The organism is Paenibacillus sp. E222, assembly GCF_013401555.1.
In the GTDB taxonomy this organism is placed as follows: Bacteria; Bacillota; Bacilli; order Paenibacillales; family Paenibacillaceae; genus Paenibacillus.
Window position 1 is genome coordinate 2,864,687 of the sequence record NZ_CP058552.1, and the last position, 24,097, is coordinate 2,888,783.

19 protein-coding genes are annotated in these 24,097 nt (G+C 46.8%); 17 read left to right on the plus strand and 2 right to left on the minus strand.

Annotation, left to right across the window (positions count from 1 at the left end; translation table 11 throughout):
- Positions 1–200: 200 nt before the first annotated feature.
- The 11 genes from HW560_RS12800 (at position 201) to HW560_RS12850 (ending at position 15,296) form a co-directional block, all read left to right on the plus strand.
- On the plus strand, positions 201–1,154 hold the full coding sequence (locus HW560_RS12800; protein WP_063566889.1) for an ABC transporter permease: 954 nt from the start codon (positions 201–203) through the stop codon (positions 1,152–1,154).
- A 45-nt stretch (positions 1,155–1,199) separates the two neighbouring features.
- Positions 1,200–2,072 carry a carbohydrate ABC transporter permease gene (locus HW560_RS12805; RefSeq protein WP_090903923.1) on the plus strand — a complete coding sequence of 291 codons (873 nt, stop codon included), beginning with the start codon at positions 1,200–1,202 and terminating at the stop codon, positions 2,070–2,072.
- 64 nt (positions 2,073–2,136) lie between these two features.
- On the plus strand, positions 2,137–3,636 hold the full coding sequence (locus HW560_RS12810) for an extracellular solute-binding protein (RefSeq protein WP_179263296.1): 1,500 nt from the start codon (positions 2,137–2,139) through the stop codon (positions 3,634–3,636).
- 23 nt (positions 3,637–3,659) lie between these two features.
- Entirely contained in the window at positions 3,660–4,769 is a 1,110-nt protein-coding gene (locus HW560_RS12815) for a glycoside hydrolase family 88/105 protein (RefSeq protein ID WP_179263298.1), read from the plus strand.
- Between the two features lie 185 nt (positions 4,770–4,954).
- Positions 4,955–6,466 (plus strand): extracellular solute-binding protein, encoded by a 1,512-nt coding sequence (locus HW560_RS12820; RefSeq protein ID WP_179263300.1) that lies wholly within the window; start codon positions 4,955–4,957, stop codon positions 6,464–6,466.
- Positions 6,467–6,630: 164 nt separating this feature from the next.
- Entirely contained in the window at positions 6,631–8,682 is a 2,052-nt protein-coding gene (gene pulA, locus HW560_RS12825) for a type I pullulanase (RefSeq protein ID WP_179263302.1), read from the plus strand.
- 359 nt (positions 8,683–9,041) lie between these two features.
- Positions 9,042–11,921: a type I pullulanase gene (gene pulA / locus HW560_RS12830; protein ID WP_179263304.1), complete on the plus strand. Its 2,880-nt coding sequence runs from the start codon at positions 9,042–9,044 to the stop codon at positions 11,919–11,921.
- A gap of 271 nt (positions 11,922–12,192) precedes the next feature.
- Positions 12,193–12,825 (plus strand): 50S ribosomal protein L25, encoded by a 633-nt coding sequence (locus HW560_RS12835; protein WP_179263306.1) that lies wholly within the window; start codon positions 12,193–12,195, stop codon positions 12,823–12,825.
- A 308-nt stretch (positions 12,826–13,133) separates the two neighbouring features.
- Positions 13,134–13,652 carry a hypothetical protein gene (locus HW560_RS12840; protein ID WP_179263308.1) on the plus strand — a complete coding sequence of 173 codons (519 nt, stop codon included), beginning with the start codon at positions 13,134–13,136 and terminating at the stop codon, positions 13,650–13,652.
- Between the two features lie 271 nt (positions 13,653–13,923).
- Positions 13,924–14,889, plus strand: coding sequence for a helix-turn-helix transcriptional regulator (locus HW560_RS12845; RefSeq protein WP_090903915.1), 966 nt, complete (start codon positions 13,924–13,926; stop codon positions 14,887–14,889).
- Positions 14,890–14,933: 44 nt separating this feature from the next.
- Positions 14,934–15,296, plus strand: a complete 363-nt coding sequence (locus HW560_RS12850; protein WP_090903914.1) for an HIRAN domain-containing protein — start codon at positions 14,934–14,936, stop codon at positions 15,294–15,296.
- A gap of 23 nt (positions 15,297–15,319) precedes the next feature.
- Here the strand turns inward: HW560_RS12850 and HW560_RS12855 are convergent, their stop codons facing one another.
- Complete coding sequence (locus tag HW560_RS12855; protein WP_179263310.1) at positions 15,320–16,420, minus strand: glycosyltransferase family 4 protein; 1,101 nt, start codon at positions 16,418–16,420, stop codon at positions 15,320–15,322.
- A 174-nt stretch (positions 16,421–16,594) separates the two neighbouring features.
- Here HW560_RS12855 and HW560_RS12860 point away from each other — a divergent pair, with 174 nt between their 5' ends.
- The 6 genes from HW560_RS12860 (at position 16,595) to msrA (ending at position 22,847) form a co-directional block, all read left to right on the plus strand.
- The gene (locus HW560_RS12860) at positions 16,595–16,909 is read left to right on the plus strand and encodes a DUF3817 domain-containing protein (RefSeq protein WP_064635903.1); all 315 of its coding nucleotides are present in this window, start codon (positions 16,595–16,597) and stop codon (positions 16,907–16,909) included.
- A gap of 279 nt (positions 16,910–17,188) precedes the next feature.
- The gene (locus tag HW560_RS12865; RefSeq protein ID WP_090903911.1) at positions 17,189–18,007 is read left to right on the plus strand and encodes a TerC family protein; all 819 of its coding nucleotides are present in this window, start codon (positions 17,189–17,191) and stop codon (positions 18,005–18,007) included.
- A gap of 605 nt (positions 18,008–18,612) precedes the next feature.
- Positions 18,613–20,076, plus strand: a complete 1,464-nt coding sequence (locus HW560_RS12870; protein WP_179263313.1) for an RtcB family protein — start codon at positions 18,613–18,615, stop codon at positions 20,074–20,076.
- The gene (locus HW560_RS12875) at positions 20,076–21,380 is read left to right on the plus strand and encodes an AAA family ATPase (RefSeq protein WP_090903909.1); all 1,305 of its coding nucleotides are present in this window, start codon (positions 20,076–20,078) and stop codon (positions 21,378–21,380) included. Before HW560_RS12870 ends, HW560_RS12875 begins: the two co-directional genes overlap by 1 nt.
- A gap of 525 nt (positions 21,381–21,905) precedes the next feature.
- On the plus strand, positions 21,906–22,163 hold the full coding sequence (locus HW560_RS12880) for a GlsB/YeaQ/YmgE family stress response membrane protein (protein WP_017686880.1): 258 nt from the start codon (positions 21,906–21,908) through the stop codon (positions 22,161–22,163).
- 165 nt (positions 22,164–22,328) lie between these two features.
- Positions 22,329–22,847: a peptide-methionine (S)-S-oxide reductase MsrA gene (gene msrA / locus HW560_RS12885; protein ID WP_090903908.1), complete on the plus strand. Its 519-nt coding sequence runs from the start codon at positions 22,329–22,331 to the stop codon at positions 22,845–22,847.
- A 128-nt stretch (positions 22,848–22,975) separates the two neighbouring features.
- Here msrA and HW560_RS12890 read toward each other — a convergent pair whose 3' ends face one another.
- The gene (locus tag HW560_RS12890) at positions 22,976–23,842 is read right to left on the minus strand and encodes a putative RNA methyltransferase (protein WP_177185859.1); all 867 of its coding nucleotides are present in this window, start codon (positions 23,840–23,842) and stop codon (positions 22,976–22,978) included.
- Positions 23,843–24,097 lie beyond the last annotated feature (255 nt).

Below are 24,097 nucleotides of genomic sequence, written 5' to 3' on the forward strand. Positions count from 1 at the left end.
AGACAGGAATATCGGAGGTTAAAAGTGGTTCATTCAGGGGAGCAGCCCAGAATTACAAATGCCTTAAACCCTTGCTGCATAAGGGAAAACAAGAAGCTAAAACGAGACGATAGCCAGTTACCCGTTTATCCTCCACAATGAAGACATGAATTCAGGAAGTGATATTTTGTAATCGTTTCCAATGTGGGGAGGAAGACACTATGAAAGCCGAAACGGCGGCTCGGACACGACCCGCTACCCGCAGTGACAAAAACCTGCTGTGGAGGGACATCATCAAAAACCGGTGGCTCTATATTATGTTGATACCGGGCGTGCTTTACTTTGTTATTTTCAAATACATACCCATGTACGGCATTACGATGGCTTTTCAGGATTACACGCCTTACAAGGGCATTCTGGGCAGCGACTGGGTAGGGTTCAAGCACTTCCAGCGTTTCTTCGGGGAACCGCAGTTCTGGACTTTATTCCGGAATACGTTTTTGTTAGCGATTTATAATATGGTGTTCTTCTTCCCGCTGCCAATTGTATTGGCACTCATGATGAATGAAGTTCGCCGTGAAAGGTTCAAACGCTTTGTTCAGACGCTGGTATATGTTCCGCACTTTGTTTCCTGGGTTGTTGTGGTTGGTGTGTTCTACATGCTCTTCACAACCGAGGGTGGAGCTATTAACGAATTACTTTATAACCTGACGGGACAAAAAGTGGCTTTTCTGCTTGAGCCCGGCTGGTTTCGAACCATGATTGTTGGACAATCCATCTGGAAAGAGGTAGGCTGGGGCACGATTATTTTCCTGGCGGCACTCTCCGGTGTAGATACACAGCTCTATGAAGCTGCACGGATGGATGGTGCCAATCGCTGGCGTCAGACATGGCATATTACGTTGCCTGCCATACGCAGTACAATCATTATTTTGCTCATTCTGCGTCTGGGTAACTTCCTGGATACAGGCTTTGAACAGATCTTCCTGATGCTCACGCCGACGAACCGGGATGTGGGTGAGGTATTCGATACCTACGTCTACACCAAAGGTCTCACACAAGCACAGTACAGTTATAGTGCTGCTGTCGGTTTGTTCAAGTCGGTGGTCGGACTGGCGCTTGTATTGGGTGCCAACACGATGGCCAAAAAATTCGGGGAGGAAGGCGTCTACTAACACTTGACAGCAGACGTTCTTCACCAGACAGGAGTGAACATTAAGATGCAACAGGATAAAACGTGGGGCAATCGGATCTTTGATATCCTCAATCATGGCTTGCTGTTATTGATCGGAATCGTGACCGTTATCCCGTTCATTTATATTTTGGCCGTCTCGTTTACTAGTCCGCATGAAGTGGCCAAGGGAGGATTCATTCTTTTCCCAAAAGAATTCTCCCTCGCTGCTTACCGTTACATCTTCTCTACAGACACATTGATTCGCAGTCTGGGTGTATCCATTTATATCACCGTAATAGGAACACTGCTTAACCTGTTGTTCACGTCGCTGATGGCGTATCCGCTCTCCAGAAGATACTTGCGTGGACGTCAGCCGATCTTGCTGGGTGTACTGTTCACCATGTTGTTCAGCGGCGGGATGATCCCAACCTACTTTGTCGTAAAATCATTGCACCTGACGGATACATTATGGTCTTTGATGCTGCCTACCGCCATTAGTGCGTTCAACCTGATCGTACTTAAGAACTTCTTCCAAGCCATTCCGGACGAACTGGAGGATGCTGCCAAAATCGATGGATGTAACGATGTGGGCGTATTGTTCCGTATTGTTCTGCCTTTGTCGATGCCAGCAATGGCTACATTCTCTCTCTTTTACGCGGTGGCTCATTGGAACAGCTTCTTCAACGCTGTCATTTATATCAACGATAGTGAAAAGTGGCCCGTACAGGTATGGTTGCGGGAAATTGTCATCCTGGCTCAGAGCCGCATCGGGGACACCAGTATCGAAGAGACTGAGATTCAGCCGCTCACTATTCGCATGGCCGTTATTGTGTTCTCCACGATTCCAATCATGCTGGTGTATCCGTTCCTGCAAAAGCACTTTGCCAAAGGAGTGATGCTGGGATCGGTAAAAGGTTGAAATTGCACCAGGTTGAACATCAGAACGGGTTATCGACTGTATAAAAAGGGGAGGTTTTCGTTTAATGAAAGCAACAAAAAAGAAAGCCGTAGCTGTCTTGAGCACACTGGCATTGGTAACAGGCCTGCTGGCAGGATGCGGATCGGATGAAGGTCAGGCTGCCGAGGGCGGCGTGCAGAATGTGTCCATTGCAATAGCACAGGTGGGCGACGTACCGAGCAAAGGCAATGAGGTCCAGCAAAAGATCGAGGCGTATACGAACACCAAGCTGGACATTCAGTGGATTCCGGCTTCGGCTTACAATGACAAAATTAATGTCATGATTGCATCCAGCGATATGCCCAAAATTGTGAAAGTGCAGTATAACCCAACCGTAACCAGTGCGATGCGTAACGATGTATTCTGGGAAGTTGGACCTTTGCTGAAGGATTACAAAAATCTGTCTGCACAGAACGAGCGTTTCTTTGACAATATCAAGGTGGAAGGCAAAATCTACGGGGTACCCGTATTCTCTGATATTGCTCGTGCAACGGTGATTTACCGTAAAGACTGGTTTGATAAGCTGAATCTCAAAGTACCAACGACACCGGATGAATGGTATGAAACGATCAAAACGCTGGCGACCTCCGATCCGGATGGAGACGGTCAGGATAATACGTTTGGACTAATGCTTTTCAAAAAGTATAACGAGGATCAATATTCCTTCACTACACGCCTTGGTGTAAGTTTTGGTGCACCAAACAAGTGGAAGGTAGAAGATGACGGCAGTTTTACGCCGGAATTCATGACACCGGAATATATGCAGGTGCTGGATTTACTGAAACGTTTGTATAGCGAGAAACTGCTGAATCAGGACTTTGCTGTATTTGACTCCACAGAAGCGGAGAAGAAATATGATACAGGGGTTGTCGGCATGCGTATCGGTGTCGCCCAGAACGGAAAGAGCCAGCAAGAGCGTTTGTCCAAGAATGACCCGGATGGCGTAGTAGACATTGCCGGTTTGCTTGGCGTGAGTGGTGACCGTGTAGCGGGGCAGACGGGTAACTCCGGTATTCTGGCCTTTCCGAAAGCGACGGTAAAATCGGAAGACGAGTTGAAAAACCTGTTGTCTTTCCTGGATAAATTGATGGACCCGGAGATGGCGACGCTGCTAATGCGTGGTATTGAAGACAAACATTACAAGAAGGCTGGCGAAGACCAGGTAGAGATGAGCGACTTCGATGCATTCCAGCGGGAAGTGAAGCCATATCGTGATAACTTGCCTTACGTGGAAGGATACAATGTGCCGAAATTGAAAGATACCGAACTGGGTGAGAAGGGGACGGAACTTGCCAAAGAATTGGCGGAACATGCTGTGCCAAACCCTGCATTAACTTTGTATTCGCCTACTTATGGCGATCGTGGGGCAGATCTGGATCAGATGATTGCAGATGCGCAGACCAAATATATTATGGGCAAGATCGATGAAAATGGCTGGAAACAGGAGATCGAGAATTGGGGCAATGCGGGCGGTACCAAAATTCGTGAGGAATATGCCGAAGACTACAAAAAACAGGCTGAATAAAAAGCCGGAAGCGGAGGAACATCATGAAAGAAACACTGCAATTCACACCGGTACGGATGGCCGAACAGTTCATGGAAAGTTATCGCAATCATGAGTTGTATCCGACCTGGCATTATGAAAATGGTTGTCTGCTGAAAGCGCTGGAGGAGCTGTACATCCATACTGGAGAACAGAAATATTTCGACTACATCCGTGAACTGATGGATAACTTCATTCAGGAAGATGGCTCGATTCGCTTGTATGCGGTCGAGGAATATAACCTGGACCAGATTAACCAGGGGAAATCGCTGTTCCTGTTGCTGGACAAAACGGGTGAAGAGAAATACCGTAAAGCCGCGGATTTGCTCATGGTACAGCTTAAGGGACAGCCCCGGACGAGTGAAGGCGGATTCTGGCACAAGAAAATCTATCCGTTCCAGATGTGGCTGGATGGGCTGTATATGGCCACGCCGTTTCTAACGCAGTATGGTGCGGTTACTGGCGAGGAGAAGTGGTTTGACAAGGCGGCATTACAGCTGCTGCTGGTGGAGAAACGTACACGTGATTCACGCAGCGGTCTGCTGTACCATGCCTGGGATGAGAGCAAGGAACAGCGCTGGAGCTCGGGAGAAACCGGGTGTTCTCCGCATGTATGGAGCCGGGCGATGGGCTGGTATGTGATGGCAGTAGTGGATACACTGGATCATCTGCCTGTAGATCATGAGCAGCGGGGTCAGATCGTAGGGATTTTCGAACGTGTAGCGAATGCGCTTGTACATGTACAGGACCAACAGTCCGGGTTATGGCCTCATTTGCTCGATCAGCCAGGGCGTGAGCGTAATTATTTGGAGGCTTCGGGAACGTCAATGTTTGTGTATGCACTGGCGAAGGGCGTACGTAAGGGGTATCTGAGTGGCAAGTTCAAAGCGATCGCAGAAAAGGGTTATCAGGGTTTGCTGCTGCATCTGCTGCAAACGGACCGTGAAGGTGTATTGTCCCTGACGCAGTGTAACGGCGGGGCAGGGTTGGGCGGTACCCCGTATCGTGACGGGTCATACGAGTATTATGTGACGGAATCCATTCGGATTAATGATCCGAAATCGGTAGCTCCATTTATTTTGGCAGGAGTGGAGATGGAACTGGCGACACGCTAGTTCTTTCTTCAGACTTATTTATGATAGCGCATTCATGGGGCATTTTGCATCAATCCAAGGAGCGGCTTCAAATCAGCACCATATAGATCGGAACGGTTCAGTCCGTCTATATGGTGTACCCGTAGCGATTTGAATCAAATGAGGCAAAATGTGAACAATTTGGTTATCCAAAGGAGAGATGGTTCATGAGTCCAAAAGGTCGGATGTCTCGGTTAGGCGGATTGGTCGTGGTTGGTGCAATGTCCGCCGGACTGCTTGCAGGCTGTGGGGGAGAGAAAGCACCTGCGGCAGGGGAGGGCAAGCTTCCTATTTCGATTTCTTTGATGCAGGTTGGTGATGTGCCAGCCAAGGAGAACGGAATTGAACAAAAGATTGAGGAATATACGAATACGGATGTCAGTGTACAGTGGATTCCGCAGTCTGCTTTTGATGATAAAGTGAATGTCATGGTTGCTTCGGGCGAGATGCCGACCATTATGCGCGTGAATTATGTACCCACAACATTCAACGCAGCCAAAACAGGGCTGTTCTGGGAAATTGGACCCTACCTGAAGGATTATAAAAACCTGTCTGCTCAATCCGAGGCTTATTTTGACAACATCAAGATCGAAGGAAAGGTCTACGGGGTACCCAACTTTCGCGATATCGGGCGTACAGCCATCGTGTACCGCAAGGACTGGTTCGACAAGCTGAAGCTGGATGTACCAAAAACGCTGGATGACTGGTACGAAGTGATGCGCTCCATTCGCAAGGATGATCCTGATGGTAACGGTAAGGAAGATACGTATGGAACGGTACTGTTCAAAAAGTACAATGAAGGCGTATCCTCTCCGCTGACACGAATCGCCGTAAGTATTGGTGGGGTGAACAAGTGGGGTGTGAACGATGCGGGTAAACTTACCCCTGAATTCCTGACCACAGAATATGTGGATACGATGAAGCTGTTCAAGCGTCTGTTCAGTGAGGGATTGATCAACAGTGACTTCCCAGCGCTGGACCCTTCCGATGCGGACAAAAAAATCGACTCTGGTCTCGTAGCCATGAAGCTGAACGGTGTTGCTCAGAACGGAAAGTCGTTCCAGCAGCGGCTGACACCAAATGTGCCTGATGGCGAGATTGATGTGGCCCCGTTCCAAGGACCGGATGGCATTCGAATTGCCGGGGAACCGGGAAACTACGGCATGCTTGTTATTCCTAAAGCTTCCGTACCGGACGAAGAACAGTTAAAACAGGTGCTGACGTTCCTGGATCAACTGATGGACGAACCACTGAGTACGCTTCAGCTGCGTGGTCTGGAAGATGTGCACTATACGAAGACTGCGGATGGCAAAACCGAGTTCAAGGACTTCGATGGATACCAGCGTGAAGTGAAGCCTTATCGTGACAATCTGCTAAGCGTTGAAGGTCATAATGTGCCTGAGCTTGTCGATGTACCAATCGGTATGAAGGGCACGAAGATGGCACGTGAGAATGAGCAGTATGCCATTCCAAATCCGGCGCTGACCTTGTCTTCTGCCATTTATACTGAGCGTGGCCAGGAGCTGGACCAGATGATCTGGGATGCACAGACCAAATATATTATGGGCAAAATCGATGATGCTGGATGGGAGCAGGAAGTGGCGAACTGGAGAAAATCCGGTGGCGACCAGCTCATTTCCGAATTTGAAGCGTCTTATGCCCAGCTAAACGGAAAGTAATTTGAAGAACAAGCTATGTTTTACGTGAAATGACGTGAAGCATGGCTTGTTTTTTATGGTCTTTTTCATTCCCGAGATTATGGTTAGGTGACAGAAGGGGTATAAAAGGTAAGGAGCATTTGTTCACATCCATTTTATTGCTCATCGAGAGGGGAATATACAGCATGATTGATGACCATCACAAGCTGGACGTATTGAATGTAGTGGATACATACCAAGGAAGAGATCTGGGTGTCACGATGGAACCACAAGCCTGTAGTTTCAAAGTGTGGGCGCCTGCTGCAACGCAGGTGGATGTGCTGTTATACCCGCCTTCAACAGGGGGAAGTCCCAATGAACAGAAGAATCAGGATGTACAGAAAGAAATACCTATGAACCAACAGGACCAGGGCATCTGGTCCCTGAAGCTCGAAGGCGAGTGGAACGGTTATCGTTATATGTACAGAGCCACCTTTGAGGACGGACGACAGGAGATTGCGGTTGATCCCTATGCACATGCTGTGACCATGAATGGAGAAATGGGAGTCATCGTCAGGCTGGAACAGACCCACCCGAATGGCTGGAATGAGGATATTCGTCCAGAACTGACGAGCCCCGTAGATGCGGTCTTATATGAGCTGCATGTGCGCGATTTCTCGATCCATGAGTCATCCGGCATGAGGCACAAAGGAAAGTATCTGGCTTTTACCGAGACAGGTCTGCGTGATTCAAACGGGAATACACTGGGAATCGATCATTTGACTGAGCTGGGAATCACTCATGTACATCTGCTACCGGTTTTTGATTTTGCGACAGTGGACGAATCGAAGACAGATGACGGGACCTCCGATTGCTCACGTTATAACTGGGGTTATGATCCGCTCCACTACAACGTTCCAGAAGGTTCCTATGCATCCCGTGCAGATGAGCCGGAGACAAGAATTCGTGAGTTCAAATCTATGGTACTCGCTCTTCATAAGAAGGGAATCGGAGTCATTATGGATGTGGTGTACAATCATACGTTTGACACGGCAGCCAGTTCATTTGAAAAGCTTGTTCCAGGATATTACTACCGTCAGAATCCGGATGGTACGTACAGCAATGGCTCAGGTACAGGCAATGAAGTGGCTACGGAGCGCCCGATGGTGCGCAAGTTCATTATCGACTCCGTACGGTACTGGGCAGAGGAATACCATATGGACGGGTTTCGATTTGACCTGATGGGGCTGATTGACACGGCAACGATGAAAGAACTCGCAGCAGAACTGCATGACAAAGTTTCTCCGTCCATCCTCTTATACGGTGAACCCTGGGGAGCGCTGGAATCACCACTTGGGGATCAAATGACCCTTAAGGGAGCACAACGTGAAGCCGGATTTGCTGTATTTAACGATAACCTCCGTGGAACGATTAAAGGCGATAGTGATGGAACGGGAACCGGATTTGCTACAGGAGCGGAGGAAAAAGAAGACGATATTTGGACAGGTGTACGGGGAGCCATTACCGATTTTACCGCTGGCCCATCTGAAACGATTAATTATGTAACTGTACATGATAATCTCAACCTGTGGGACAAAGTCGCCCAGACACAAGGATTGCACGATACACTGGGATTTATCACCTATAGCGAGGATGGTCGTGTGAAAGGCAGCGCCAACGTGGAAGAGGCTGTACAGCAGGCGAAGCCCTATTTGCTCGTTGACCCGAATCGCATACTGGAGAACGAAACGGTCCGGCGCTGTCTGCTTGCTAATGGTATCGTGTTGACTTCCCAGGGGGTTCCCTTGCTTGCGGCTGGGGATGAATTTCTGCGAAGTAAATATGGTGATGCCAACAGTCATGAGAGTGGAGATTCGGTTAATGCCATTCGGTGGGAGCAAAAGCAGCAGTTTAAGCCGGTTTATGATTATTATCGTGGCCTGATCCGTCTTCGGCGCGAGCATCCTGCTTTTCGTCTTCGCACCCGGGAAGAGATTGAGAAGTATGTTCGATTGCTTGAAAAAGGAAAAGGGCTGTTGGCCTATGAACTGTCAGGAACGGCTGTGGGAGATTCATGGGGACGGATGATCATTATCTACAATGCTTCCAAAGAACCCCGTACAACCTCCGTTCCTTCAGGTACATGGAATGTGGTTGTAGAGCAGGGGCAGGCTGGCACCGAGACGCTGCGTACAGCCAAAGACGGTCAGGTCAGCGTTCCCGCTATATCCATGACGGTGATGTATTCAGGTGAATGACGTTCACACCACTTGCTAAACCTCAACAGGCATCAAGGTACCTTGCCGACCTAACCCAAATTAGTTGTTTAAAAACAGTAATGTTGCACCCTTCTCCATTCTGGAGTGAGGGTGTTTTGCTTTTCTCCATCTTTTTTTCATCAGGACAGGTACAAATGCTGTCAATCTATGGCGCTTGTTTACATATGCTGTATCTTGAAAGCGATTGCTGTGTAGATTTGCATCACATTCAATATGCTAATTGAAAGCCTCTGCTCAACCGATATGTTGAGTACAGACAACCCCGGGTTGACAAATGACGTCTCGCTCCGTAACATCGGGACAACACGAAATCAATGGATATAAAGGCGGTGGGAACGATGCCGGAATGGACATCTTTTCGTTATGAAGGCAACGATCTTGGCTTAACATATACGCATACAGCAAGCACATTCAAGCTGTGGGCACCTACAGCACAGCAGGTTTCCCTACTCATTTTTGATAATGAGGGACATTACGATGCAAATGGTAGAGTAACCGAACATGATGACGGACAGAAACGGTCGATGACCCGTGACCCGGATGGAATATGGAGTATACAGCTTGAAGGGGATTGGGCCGGACATTATTATATGTATCACATTACGCATGATGATCAGCATATTGCGGTGGCACCCGATCCTTACGCTCGTGCTGTATCGGTGAATGGACAGCGAACAGCCATTATTGACCTGGATACAACCAATCCAGTGGATTGGGAAGAGGATGTGAAGCCCGTATTTTTGCGTCCGGCAGATGCAGTTCTATACGAATTACATGTGCGCGACTTCTCCTCTGACCCCCATGCCGATATTCCGTATAAGGGCAAATATTTGGCATTTACAGCTTCCGGGTTGACGGACAGAGGTGGCAATTCTATCGGAGTAGATCATCTTGTCGAACTTGGCATCACGCATGTGCATCTTCTGCCTGTAGCGGATTATCAGACGGTGGATGAATTGGCAGTGACAACGGACGTTGGCTCAAATGCCAAACTGCCATACAATTGGGGATATGATCCGCAGCACTATAACGTGCCGGAAGGTTCCTATGCCACCAATCCACGTGATCCTGCGGTTCGAATCCGGGAGTTCAAGGCTCTCGTTCATTCCTTGCACCGACAAGGCATTCGTGTCGTGCTTGATGTGGTGTATAACCATACGTATAGCGTGGATGATGGACCTTTTGAACGGATTGTACCGGGTTACTATTATCGTTACCGTGAAGACGGCACATTAAGCAATGGCTCGGGTGTGGGCAATGAACTGGCTACAGAACGCCCGATGGTGCGGAAATATATTTTGGACTCTCTCCTGTACTGGGCAGAGGAATATCATGTGGACGGATTTCGCTTCGACCTCATGGGTCTGATTGATACGGACACGATGAACGAAGTGACTCGCGAGCTAAGAGAACAGATTGATCCGGCTTTTCTGATCTACGGGGAGCCGTGGACAGGTGGAGAATCACCTCTGGAGCGGAAAACGTTAAAAGGGACACAACGTGGTCAGGGATTTGCCGTATTCAACGATCATTTCCGCAGTGCCATCAAAGGGGATAGTGATGGCATCGGGAAAGGTTTTGTTACCGGAGCAGACGGTAGGGAGTACGAAATTGCCATGGGTGTAGCCGGAGCGCTGGATGATTTCACATCTTCACCTGTGGAATCCGTCAATTATGTGACGGCACATGATAATCTCAACCTGTGGGACAAAATCGCAACAACGATGTACCTCAGGCATGATCTCGGTTACGCGGTATGGAGGGACGGACAGCCTGTGGAAGGAGGCAGTGCGGAGTCAGCGGTTAAAGCGGCGGACCCTTATCGGTATGTCGATGCGGATGATGTACTTGATCATGAGATGGTTCGTCGTTCCTTGCTCTCAACAGGAATTTTGCTTACCTCACAGGGAATTCCATTTCTCCATGCAGGGGATGAGATGCTGAGATCCAAAGCAGGAGATCACAATAGTTATCGCAGCGGGGACGCCGTGAATACGATCACTTGGGCTAACAAAGCTCGATTCAGACCTGTGTTTGATTATTATCGCGGCCTGATTCATATGCGCCGCACACATCCGGCCTTTCGCATGATTAACGCCGAGCAGGTACGGAATCATCTTCGCATGATGCGTGCAGAAGGCAATGTGGTTGCATTTACACTGGATCACGGAGCAAATCAGGATACCTGGAATCAGATCGTGGTGATCTACAACGGAACGAGTCAGCAGCAGCAAGTGGGTCTGCCGGAGGGTGACTGGCATATTGTTGTGAATGATCACCAGGCAGGTACAGATGTCATTGAGACGGTGAGCGGAACCGCAGTGGTAGAACGATGGTCATTGATGGTACTGTACGACACAGAGTATGCTGGCGGTGCTGAACCGGCTGTGATTGAGATTCATTCGCCGCGTCTTGTGTACAGTGCCGGAGAGGTTGCCAGTTTGCGAGCATCGGTCAGAGACCGTTTTGGTAATGTGGTGGAGAATGCATCTGTGACCTGGAGCTCTTCGAACCCACATATTATTGCCATTCAATCCGATGGAACAATTCATACGGGGCAGACCGGAGAAGCAACGATCAGCGTCCAATGTGGCACGATTACCACAGAGTGTACGCTGCAGGTTGATTACCTCCATCCGGAACGAATTGAGATTATCGGGGAAGCCGTGATGTACACGACACGTGTCAGTCGATTCCGCGCCTTGGTTCTGGATCAATTCGGCCAGCCTTTGCAAGGTATGAATATACGGTGGAGCTCGTCTCATCTGGAGCATGCAGCGGTTAGTACAGCAGGAATCGTACGTGCTCTAGCGCCAGGGTCCACCCAGATTATCGCGGAGGCTGGAGGGATTCAGGCATCGCTGAATATCAAAATCCACAAACCCATTTCGCGAATTGTGACTCTCCGATATGAACGGGAAGATCAGCATTATGAGGGATGGGATGTCTGGGTATGGGGCACAGGCATGGAGGATGGAGCTGTCCCTTTTGAGCGAGTGGGCAATGCAGCTGAAGCCCGTTTTCGGGTGGCTGCAGGACTGCATCACCTGGGTTTCATCATTCGGCTGAATGAATGGGAAGCGAAAGATACCTGCGGAGATCGTTATGTTGATATCGGTCCTGAAGACGGAGATGTGCACATTATCGTTCACAGTGGGACGGATCAGATGCAGGTTATCCGTGAAAGTGATGACGAGGATGATCGTAACAGCGCATAGCTGGCCAGGTTATAACTTCATAAAATATGTAGGCTTAACAAGCGGTCGGAAGGGATTCCGGCTGCTTTTTTGTTCATCAGAAAGAACCATTTTCACCCGAAAAATAAAAAAAAGGTACATGTCAGTGTTTGAGATGGTCTTTCATTGGGGTAAATATAGATATGGCCCCAGATTCGGCCACGCTTGAAAAGGCCATTCTGGTCTAAGAGAGAAGCTTTATGGCTTCCTAACAAATATGAAGTAAGGATCCCTTGAAGGAGGATGTTCAATCATGAAATCCAACGGAAAAATGGCTCAACTTACGGCAACACCAAGAACTGAAAAGAAAGGTGCAGCATTGCGCCTGTTAAGACAAGGCGGACGTGTTCCGGCTGTCGTTTATGGTCCGGGATTAGAAGGTGCCGCGATACATGTAGATGAAAAAGAAATGCTGAAAGTAGCACGTACAGGTCGCTCCGAAATGTTCAACCTCAATCTTGAGGGTGGCAAAACGGTTCCAGTGCTGATCAAGGATCAGCAGGAGCGCAACGGGCGTCTGCTGCACGTGGACTTCCTGCAAATTTCGAAGAACAAGCCGATCAGCGTTAGTGTTTCCATCGACTTCCAAGGTACCGCAGCCGGCTCCAAGGCAGGCGGTGTGTTCCAGACACAGGAAACTCAACTGGAGGTCGAAGGACTTCCGGCTGATCTGCCAACCTCTATTGAGGTGGATGTCAGCGGACTGGAAATTGGCGATCGTTTGACAGCTGCAGATGTTAAGCTTGATAAAGGTCTGACTCTGGTGACGTCAGGTGATTCCATCATCGCTTCCGTGATGCCGCCACAAGCGGCTGAGGAAGAGCCTACGGCTTCTGCTGATGAAGCAGCACCGGCAGCACCAGAAGAATCAGCTAAAGAAGAATAAGCAGGCAGAATATGTATTATTCTGTACCTCAACCAAGCCCGGTCGTAATGACCGGGCTTTTTGATGTTGGGAAGGACCCAAGTGGAGTTTCGGAAGAGGCGTTGTATCGAATGCCGTCCAGACTGGTGTAGATTGCCGTATAGTCTCGTTATTCGGTATGATGGCGGGCATCTGTTTGCGTGAAACAGCATTACAGTATACTATGATTCGGAGCAGCAACAATTCTACTCGGCAGAAATGGCAGCATGATTTGCCATGGAAAAGCGAAGTAATCGGCATAATTTGCACAAGAAAGCAGGTTTCGCAACATGTTTGATCCGACGATTTATGACAATTTGAAAGTAGGCTTCGAAAATCACCTGTATGATCTCGATAATTTGGATGAACTTATTTCCATAACAGATCGGAAGGATCAGCTTGAGATGGCACGTATGTCCAGAAAGTTCGTGCTGCAATTCTGTCTGAGAGCTTGCCCTGAAGTAACAGGTGAAGTGGTACTGAGTACATCGCTTGAGGATCTCGCGGCTGAGATTCTGGAGACGCCAGGTAGTCCATCAGGTTGCCGTTTGCGATTGCGTTTCAGGATGGTTATTAAGGAGCCTGAGACTCAGTGTCCGGCGATTAGCACCATATTACAACAGAGCTGGCCAGAACAACGAAAGTTGCAGCATATTCATTATATATTTGAAGATCAGCCAGCAACTTACGCTGTCACCGCTGAAGTACATTTTGACCGCAGTGTGAATGAAGATCAGATGGGAGATATCCCTGATCTGTGCGACCATATGGTCAATGTGCTGACTAAATTATTGCAATTGCACAAATAAACAAGCGAAAAAGTCTTGTCTCTGGTCAAAGAGGCAAGACTTTTTTATTTTTTTTTGAATTCCTAATAGGCTATCAGGCGTAGGTATAAGGACTTGAGGTTAATATTTTACGCAAGCAAGTAAGAGAATGTATATTTAATAAGCTGAATAAGTGCGATTGAACTATATACATAAGGTGAAATTGCGAAAAAAAGTTTGGGACTAAAGATTTAGTACCGGACTAAAGGAACTAGTTTTCCTTGCCGATAAAATATCGAAGGGGAGAAACTACATGACAGAGAAATTAATTCGTCTTCTGCGTATACTTCAGGCTATACAAGCGAATCCCGGAATTTCCGCCAAAGAATTGGCGTTGAAATGCGGTACAACTGTGCGCACGATTTATCGCGATCTCCGAATTTTGGACAGGGTTGCCCCTATCATGAATGAAGGTTATGGCAAAGGGTATCGATTCATTGGTGAATTTGCCATGTATCCTCTGGATTTTACCGAACAGGAAGCGATGGTGTTCTCCATGCTTCCATCCGTGGTGGATACTTCGCAGCTCCCGGCTGAATTCGATTCAGCCTTTGACAAGGTAATGACAGCCCATACCAAAATGAAATCGAGAAACAGTGACATTGTAGAAAATATCGCAGGTATTATTCGTATGGGCACACCTGCATACCGGGAAGAAGGGAAGTATCCCAATTTGCTTATTCCAGTGATTGAAGCCATTCTGGATCAACAAACGATTAGAACTCAATATCACACGCTTACGAAAAATGAAATAACGGTTCGGGACATTGACCCCTATTACCTCATTCCGCGCGATCAGCGTTTCTACTTGATTGGTTATTGTCACTTGCTGAAGAAAGTCCGTTTGTTTCGGATCAGTCGCTTTCTGGACGTTATACAGACCAATACCCGTTTTGTTATGGGTGATTTCAACATAACGCAATTCATGAAAAACACATGGTCCATTGATCGTGGGGATCAACTTATCCATTTCAAAGTAAGATTCACTGAGAAAGTGGCCCCCTACATAAAAGAAGAAGAGATGTTTGTTCGCCCACGAATGACGGATTTGCCTGATGGCGGATTGTTATTTGAAGTAACGCTGAACAGTAGTCGTGAATTCCTGAAATGGTTATATCAATTTGGCCCCGAAGCGGAGGTCCTTGAACCCCGCGAATATCGTAAAGAAATTCGTAAACAACTCATAGAGTGGATGAAGCATTATGAGGAAGATCAATAATTCAACCCATCTAAATTTAAAAAAATGTAAAAGGAGCTTTTTCGATGAGTACCAAATTATTTGCAGCCATGTATGGAATGGAACATTATCATGGTGTAGAAGCTTTAAACGTAGGTGATATCCTGTTTCTGGTCAAAGACCCTGACAATCGGGTGGACCCCCGAGCCATTAAGGTAGTGGTTCCCCCCATTGGGACGGTTGGATATATTGTTAATAATCCGCTGCTCGCTCCTCACGGCTGCTGGACAGGCTCGGGAATTTATGATGCTTTCCGCCAACAGACCTGTGCTAAGGTGAGATTTGCCATGAAGGATATGATTATTGTGGAGTTAATTGAAATGATGTATGTTCCTGTTCCGTATATGGATCGCTTTATTGCAGACTGGCAGTCACGTGAAAAAGCCTGACGAAAGCTAGGTTGGGATAAGATTTATCCACGGATGAGTCTTGTATAGGCTGCTTCAAGATGCATGGCTGTTCGGGCCCAACTGAACTTTTCAACTGCACTGGCACGACCAGCTTCTCCAAGCGAACGAGCGAGAGAAGGATTGACTGCCAGTTTATACAGGCAAGCAGCGAAACTTCGGGGGTTCTGATACTGTCTCACAAGGTAGCCGCTACTCCCCGATACAATGATTTCACGAATGCCTCCATTGTCTGAAGCAATGACGGGTAGTCCTGAAGCCATAGCTTCAACATTAACCAGCCCGAAGGCCTCATGCTGTTGGGAAGGGCATACCAGGCAGTCTACAGCCCTGTACAAAAGGTCAATGCGTTCATGGGGGATTTGACCTCGGAAGGCAGCATCAACCTTTAATTTTCGGGCAAGCTGTCGCAGCTTGCGGACGTAAACAGGAGGTCCTTTACCTGCAATGATCAGTTGCACCGATACCTGCTGCTGAATAAGAGATACGGCACGAATTAGCACATCCACACCTTTGCCGGGGATCAGTCGGCCTACATACAGAATGGAGAATGGCCCTGAAATACCGAACTGCTTCCGAAGAAGCTGCTGTTCTCCTTTAGTTGCAGGCAAAAAACGGCTTAGGTCCACACCAAGTGGCACAACACCCATCCGTCGTTTCAAGGATGGGAATCGACGACCGAGCCTTTGTCTGAGGGATTGACTGTTGACGGCAATCCAGTTCGCTTTTTTTAACAGCGCTAATCTTGCGGGCCCTGGTTGTGCAAAGGTTAATGAGTGAAGATAGAGCACCACAGGCAACGAAGGGAAGGCACGTTTAATTGCTGCCATACTATGTGGTCTGTTGTCTACCTGGATCAGATCGAAGGGTTGAATTTTTAGAAAACGGATTACTGCCCTTGTGTACTCGCTGGGACTGGCTGCTGGCACACGACGGATCGTAATGCCATCTATTTGCTCTGTGATGGCAAGACCGGGTATCTGACGGCTTATGATCGTCACCTGGTGACGGAGAGCAAGTTCGCGAGCAATGCCGAGGATGCAGATTTCGACTGATCCGTTACCTGGGACTGGCAATTTTTCCGGTGCGATCAGGGCTATTTTCATCAACAGGCTCCTCCTTGTCCATATTCACAACAATCTATCTTGGTCATATATCCTATGTGCATTGGATGGATTTGGCTCCTGTGGAACTGTGCGTGAGGGGAAATTTCGTTTTTGTGATATACTGAACAGGATGCAATGAATTCGTTGCGCGTATTTAGAAGCAGGAGGAAAAAAATGTTACATTCAACACTCAGCCGCTTTCGACTGCTATTGTGGTTGCAGGGGCTTTCTTATGTGCTGTTGTTATTTGTTGCTTTTCCATTGCGGGAATCGGGGATTATGCCTCAGGCAGTCACGTGGTTTGGCAACATCTATGGCTTTTTATTTCTGATGTATTTATTATTTATGGTGAGTCTTTATACCACGCAAAAATGGCGTTTGCGTCGTCCAATTGCTTTATTTTTTGTCTCGTTTATCCCGCTGGGCAATTTCATCTATGATTTGCTGGTGTTTCGCAAGCTGGACCGCAGTCAGTCAAATAAAGCTTGACTTTGCTTATCGTTATGAATATGATGAGAACAGATTATTGAACCTGTTTCAACTTAAAACTAAATATTCCTGATGTTAAAGGGGAGTAGCTTTCACAGTAAAGTCGTCAGTTCGGGATCATATCCCCGGCTTTATTGGCAGCAATTTTGTTGTTAGCGAGACCTTTACCAAGTTTTCATACTGGGTAAAGGTCTCTTTTTGTGAATAAAAAGGACCTTACCAGCAATGGTAAAGGTCCTTTTTTTTGTACATCATAAGGATACTAAGGAGGAGTCAATTTTGGATTTGTCATTATTATTGGAGTATGGGTGGGTTCTCGTCGTATTAGTAGTCCTGGAGGGATTACTTGCAGCGGATAATGCATTGGTTCTTGCCATTATGGTTAAGCATTTACCTGATGATAAACGCAAAAAGGCGTTGTTTTATGGTTTAATGGGAGCGTTCATTTTCCGATTGGGTTCATTGTTCCTGATCTCATTCCTGGTGGACGTGTGGCAGGTTCAAGCGATTGGTGCCCTGTACCTCTTGTACATCTCGATTAACCACATTATCAAGAAGGTTATGGGTAGCCGAAACAAAACAGATGAAGCGGCAGACTCCACTCCCAAAAAACCAAAAAAACAATCTGGTTTCTGGATGACTGTATTCAAGGTAGAAGTGGCGGATATTGCGTTCGCGGTCGATTCCATTCTCGCAGCTGTGGCGCTGGCTGTTGCCTTGCCGCCAAGTGGTCTGCCTCCGATCGGTGGACTTGACGGTGGACAGTTTATCGTTATCTTCCTCGGCGGATTTATTGGTCTTGTCATCATGAGATTTGCGGCTTCCTTCTTCGTTAAGCTGCTTCATTCGCGTCCAGGGCTTGAAGTTGCAGCCTTCGTTATCGTTGGTTGGGTAGGGGTTAAGTTGGCTGTTATAACACTTGCTCACCCTTCACTAGGGGTTTTGGATGAACATTTCCCGGAAAATAAAATTTGGAAATTTGGATTCTACATTGTCCTGATTACGATTGCCGTATGCGGTTGGTTCCTTTCTTCCAAAGTTCCTGAAAAAGAAGATGAAAATCCTGTGGAAGAACTGGAAAAACAAGCTGGGAAATGATAAGAGTCAAAGTCGAATCTGTCAAAACATGTACCAGCAATAATCGATATCTAATCTCATGATATGCTTGAGTAAGCAAGGTCTGTTCCTTACAGACCCTGCTTTTTTTTATGTGAATTATTCGCACAAAGTTAAAGCTAATGCATATGCAAAATAGGGGATTTTCCAAGAAAAGGGTTGACACATTGAAACGAGTCCGCTTAATATAAACATATTATTGATGAAAGGAGGCCGAGAGAGATGATGGTTGGTTATGATTTGAAATTCACGAAGACACTACGAAGCACAGACACAATTGTATATCCAGTTCATCGTCTCTTTGGCCTCATACGGGCGACATAGGGGAAGATGCATATCGTTTATCCTGGGAACGTTATTAATCGATATGCTACTCTCGGCGTATATTGCAATGGAGAACAGATGCGGCATGTTCATGCTGCTTTTGTTATCTGTTATTGTCATAAAGAAGTCACGGGCGAACTGTCCGTGGCTTCTTTTTTTGTTGTACTGAATATGGATATGGATATGAATTCGGAATAACATCAGGTTCAATTTTTGAAATGAACCGAATTAACGGAACGTACAGGAAGGAATAATAAACATTTATGAATACACAACCTCATTTATTTACAAGTCAAAATGAACTCACAGGTGGCTACCGACATGAAGTCAAATTGCCAGCCGGGGACTTAACGGTATATGCGGCACAACAACTATTCTCGTCATTGGACTATAAGGTTTTCGAGATGGCGAACAACAATCTTCAAATCCCGGGTATTTCCTATATGAGCTATACGCCTGACGTACATGTCGGTGTAGGTACCTGCATCGGCACAACGGCGGTATGGGATGCCAAGAGTGGTTATGTATCTCCATCCATTGTAGGCAGTGATATCGGTTGTGGCATGCGGGTGCATATGACCAATTTGCATAAGGACGATCTCAAAGATGTAAAGCTGCGCCGTAAACTCGTGAAGGCCATTGAGAAAGTGCTGCCGATGGAGGCAAATCAGCGCGGTCATTACTCGGACATTCGTTTGGAACATATTGTGCGCAAGGGTCTGCATGGCTTACCCAAAAAATATATCCCGGACAGCTATACACCGAAAAAATCAACATCGATTACTCATGTGGAGAGCAGCAAATTTGCCTTTAATGAGGACGTGTTGAATCTGGTACCGGATATGACCTGGCATCGGGCTCATCGCCAGTTGGGAACTTTGGGTGGAGGCAATCATTTTGCCGAGATTCAAGCGATTGAGATTGCCGAGGAAAATCGGGAGATTGCGGAAGCCTGGGGTCTGTACGATGGACAAATTGTTGTTATGATTCATTCCGGCTCCCGTGCCTGGGGCGGGTATGTAAGCCAAACCAGTTCGTCGGCGATTGCGAAAGTGATGCAGCGGAATGGTTTGGGAACATCCGATCCAAGACTGGTTTTTGCTCCGCTTGAACATGCGGAAGGGCGTCATTATGTCAATATGATGTATTCTGCGCTGAATTATGCCGTTGTGAATCGCCATCTGATTGCTTATGCTATTCGCGAAGCTTTTCGGGATGTATTTGGTCCAAAATGCGAGTTCCGTACCCTCTATGATCTGATGCACAACTATGCATGGGAGGAATCGCACTCGGATCAAGGTTTCGTTTTTGTACACCGCAAAGGAGCTACACGTGCATTACCTGCCGGTCATCCGGATAATCCGAAGCCATATCTGGCAACAGGTCATCCCGCGCTTATACCCGGTTCAATGGGGACTGCTTCGTATATCATGGTAGGTCAACCCGAGGGGAAGAATAACTATTATTCGATTTGTCATGGGGCAGGTCGCATACGTTCGCGTACAGCAACGAAGCGCCTAGTTACCGTGGAGGATTTTGCCTCGGCGCTGGGCGTGGGAACTGAAGATGAGATTGTGGTGAATCAGCGTTCACTTGAATCCATTATTGATGAATCACCGCAAGCGTATAAAAATGTCGATGAAATTATAGATAGTGTTACCGGCGCAGGTCTGGCTCAAGTTGTAGCCAAATGTAAACCACTTGCCGCTGTGAAGGGAGCTAAGTAATGACGATAGAGAAAGAACAATTGAATCATAATACAGTTATTTATTCCTATGAAGAGCAACAAGACAGTCAAATCCGAAACGAAGGTTATGCCATATATGCTCGCTTGATTCGCGGCATCATTGAAGCGCTTGGCAATCGATACGGCGTTCGTTATGAACTCTATGCCAGCGATGATCCAAACAGTGAATACTGGGATTTGCTAAAAGAAGATCTGCAAAGCAACAGCACGGAAGTGGAATTGGTTGCCCGGATTTTCGAAGATCTGGAGCTACGTACTCTGCATTATGAGGATGATGGAGATGCACCAACTTATGGGGTGCATGATTCGATTCGCAACAATGTATTTGCCTATCCCCAGTGGGGCGTAGCTCTCGTCCGCATTCCTTTCTTCCGGGAGAATGGGATATACAATGAGGATTTTGTTTTTGCTACAGGAGAAGAGGAATTGAAGCAATTTCTGGGCAGTGTAAGGGAACGGGAACGGCAGCAAAATATGAAAAAGGTCACGGTGTACACAGATGCCCGCAATGGCAGTGACCGTCATGTGGAATCCATTACCCGCGCTGTGGGGAGAGATGAGGTCGTGCTTTCTCCGCAAATTAAACAGGATATTTTCCGTTCGCTGGACCAGTTTTTCGAGGCGGATCGCTCTTTTTATAGAGACTATGATATTCCGTACAAACGCGGCATCCTGCTGTATGGTCATCCTGGAAACGGCAAGACGACTCTCGTCAAATCCATTGCAGGTAGCATTCCGGGGCCTGCGGCATACTGGCAAATTACCGAATACACAAACAGTGAATCGGTACGTGAAGTCTTCGAAGCAGCCAAACGTTTGGCACCCATGGTATTAATTATTGAAGATATCGATTCCATGCCGGATGAAGTTCGTTCCTTTTTCCTGAATACACTGGATGGGGCAACGTCCAAAGAGGGTATCTTTCTGATTGGTACCACGAATTACCCGGAGAAAATAGACCCGGGGCTCATGAACCGTGCCGGACGGTTCGATCGGGCATATGAAATACCACTACCGGACGAAGGGCTGCGCCTGCAATATTTGAATCAACGTGGCTTTGCGGTCTTTGCAGGGGAAGAAGGTACGCTGGAAGCTGCACGATTGACGGATACCTTTTCTCTTGCCCAGCTTGGAGAGCTGTATGTCAGCGCAGCGCTGGAATGGCACCAGAATGGCCGGACGGACATTGTGCAGATCATTCAGTCGATGCGAGGAGAGCTGGACAAGAGTCATAAGCATAACTGGCTAACCCAGCCAGGTAAAGGCCGCGCAGGATTTTATTAATATCTAAATATTTTGGAGATCTTAAAAATTCTTGTACAGATGAGGACGATGTAGTGGAGGTTACGAAATCTTCTGAAGAAGCGAAGCTAAAAGATTTCTGCAAGAAAGCTACTTCGTAAGCATGATCTTGCCTTTATCAACGGATCTTCCCTTCTATAAAGGGAATGCAAAAAATCCGGGGATAACAGCGATCGGAAGAACGATTCGTAACCGGAACGGCTGCTAATCTGTACGCTAACTTTTTAAAATAGACCAAAAATATTCTTACCTCAATTGGTTATACTAAGGCTGTCTGAACCAACATACAATGACTTTCGGGAGGTACATAACACAGTCCTGAACTGTGTAAAATGCCGGACAGTAAGTCGATATGTTCAAAAAGCCGTGTTAGATGATGCTAAACAGAGAAAAGAGCATATGAACAAAAGGTAATATACAACAATTTTCATGCCAGTTGTTTAAATGCTTCTGTAGCGGTTAATAGTAGACAGACAACAACAAAAACTTTAATTAGAGGTGAATGATATGGGTTGGTTATGGTCATTAATTATCGGTGGTATCATTGGATGGTTGGCAGGTCTGATTGTTGGTCGTGACATTCCCGGCGGCGTTATCGGTAACATCATTGCCGGTTTTATCGGCGGATGGTTAGGTGGAGTAATCCTGGGAGACATGGGTCCAGAAATGGGCGGATTCTATATCGTACCGGCATTAATAGGTGCCATTGTACTTGTAGCGATCGTGAGCTTGATCTTCCGTTCTATGGGTCGCAGCCGCGGGTAACGAATTCAAGATCTCTTGAATTACAGCGAGTTGGCAACAAGCAGTTTGAATAACTGTTGATATAACAGATGCTTCTGAAGAGGTTGATGGAAGTCCACTGCGGTGGCTTTCCATCAACCTCTTTTTGTTTTAAGATATAGGTACAACAGAAAGGGATGAGTGCGCATGGAAAAGGCTACATTTGCCGGCGGATGCTTCTGGTGTATGGTTACACCATTTGAAGAGCAACCAGGTATTCATGGTATTGTATCTGGCTATACCGGCGGTCACGTCGATAATCCAACATATGAGCAGGTCAAAACCGGGGAAACCGGTCATGTTGAGGTCGTTGAAATTACATTTGATCCAGAGGTATTTCCGTATGAACGTCTGCTGGAGCTGTATTGGCCCCAGACGGACCCAACCGATGACGGAGGGCAATTTCAGGATCGTGGAAGTCAGTACCGGACAGCGATCTTTGTCCATAATGAGCGTCAGCGTGAGCTCGCAGAACAGTCCAAGCAGGAGCTTGCAGCAAGCGGGCGATTCAATCAACCGATTGTGACGGAGATTCGGGATGCAGTTGTGTTCTATCCAGCAGAAGATTACCATCAGGATTACCACAAGAAAAATGAGAAACATTATAAAGAAGACCGTGCGATATCCGGACGGGATGAATTTATTGAAGAAAACTGGAATAATTAATTCCATTTATATTAGACCAATTTGTATCAGAACTTATTGAAAAAGCCGGGAGAGTTCCAACAGGAACTTCACCGGCTTTTTTTGATTGTTCAATGATCAAGAGGATGTTATCTCAATGGCTACATAACTTATCTCCGTTTTCCCACCAGTATTTCTAAATCAATCGTAATCTGGGATAAGGATTCTTGAACTCTGGCTATAGCTGATTCTGTCCCATGCCAGGAGAGTGGTGTCATATGAATGAGTGAATTTTTCCTGACTTCTGTAACGGGCAGAGTGTATGTCACCGGAATGCTCTCTATGAGATGATGATGCTTGGTAAATCGGTCCAATACATACTCTCTGCCGTCTAGTTGATGAGATTGGTCCGGAAACAAAAGCTCTCTCATTTCCATTAGATATCGGTCACGGGGAATCACTTTGATGATCCAGCCATCCTTTTTCATCACTCGCCCGAACTCTTCATAATTCGAAGGGGAAAGGATATTCAGGATCACGTCTAGCTGCCCCTCTGCAAAGGGACTATAAGCAAGATCACCAACAAACCAGATTTGCTGGTCGTAGGTAGAAGAAGCCATGGCAATACCCTCTTTGGCGATGTCGATCCCCCAGCCCACAGCTGGAGTATTCTGTGTAATCTGCTGCAAAAGAGATCCTTCTCCTGCACCTGCATCTAGAATATGCAAGGGCTGACTGCTGCCACTGGAGTAATCTTCAATACAATAGCGAATGATATCGATCAGAGGTGTATAGATTGCAGTTTGAGATAAAATATTCCTTTTGGCCGTAAATAAACGTTTGTCATAGCTGCCTTTGAAAAAACGTGTCATGAAATTGATATAGCCTTGTCGTGCCAAATCAAAGGTATGTCTGGAACTACATTGAATATTGTCCCGACTAATCGTTGTCATTGTGTGATGACAGATGGGACATTTAAGCATATGGATGTATGGATAAATAAGCGCAGCACTACATTCTCTGCGTTGGATTGACATGGAATAGCACCCCATTCATTCAGATCTGGATAACTGAAGAAAAGGGCATAACAAATAAACCTCTATCGAACCTTTTGAAAAAAGAGGTTTATGTTATGCCCTAAGTTATCTGTATCGAATGAATTGAATAATCATGGGAGGGCTACGCTCCTTGCCAATCAAGAGTAGGGTGAAAAAGTGAACGGTACTATTATACCAGTTTGCGCAGAGAGGATAAAAGGGAGGGTATTCTCATCGTTGTGTGAAATAACAGAG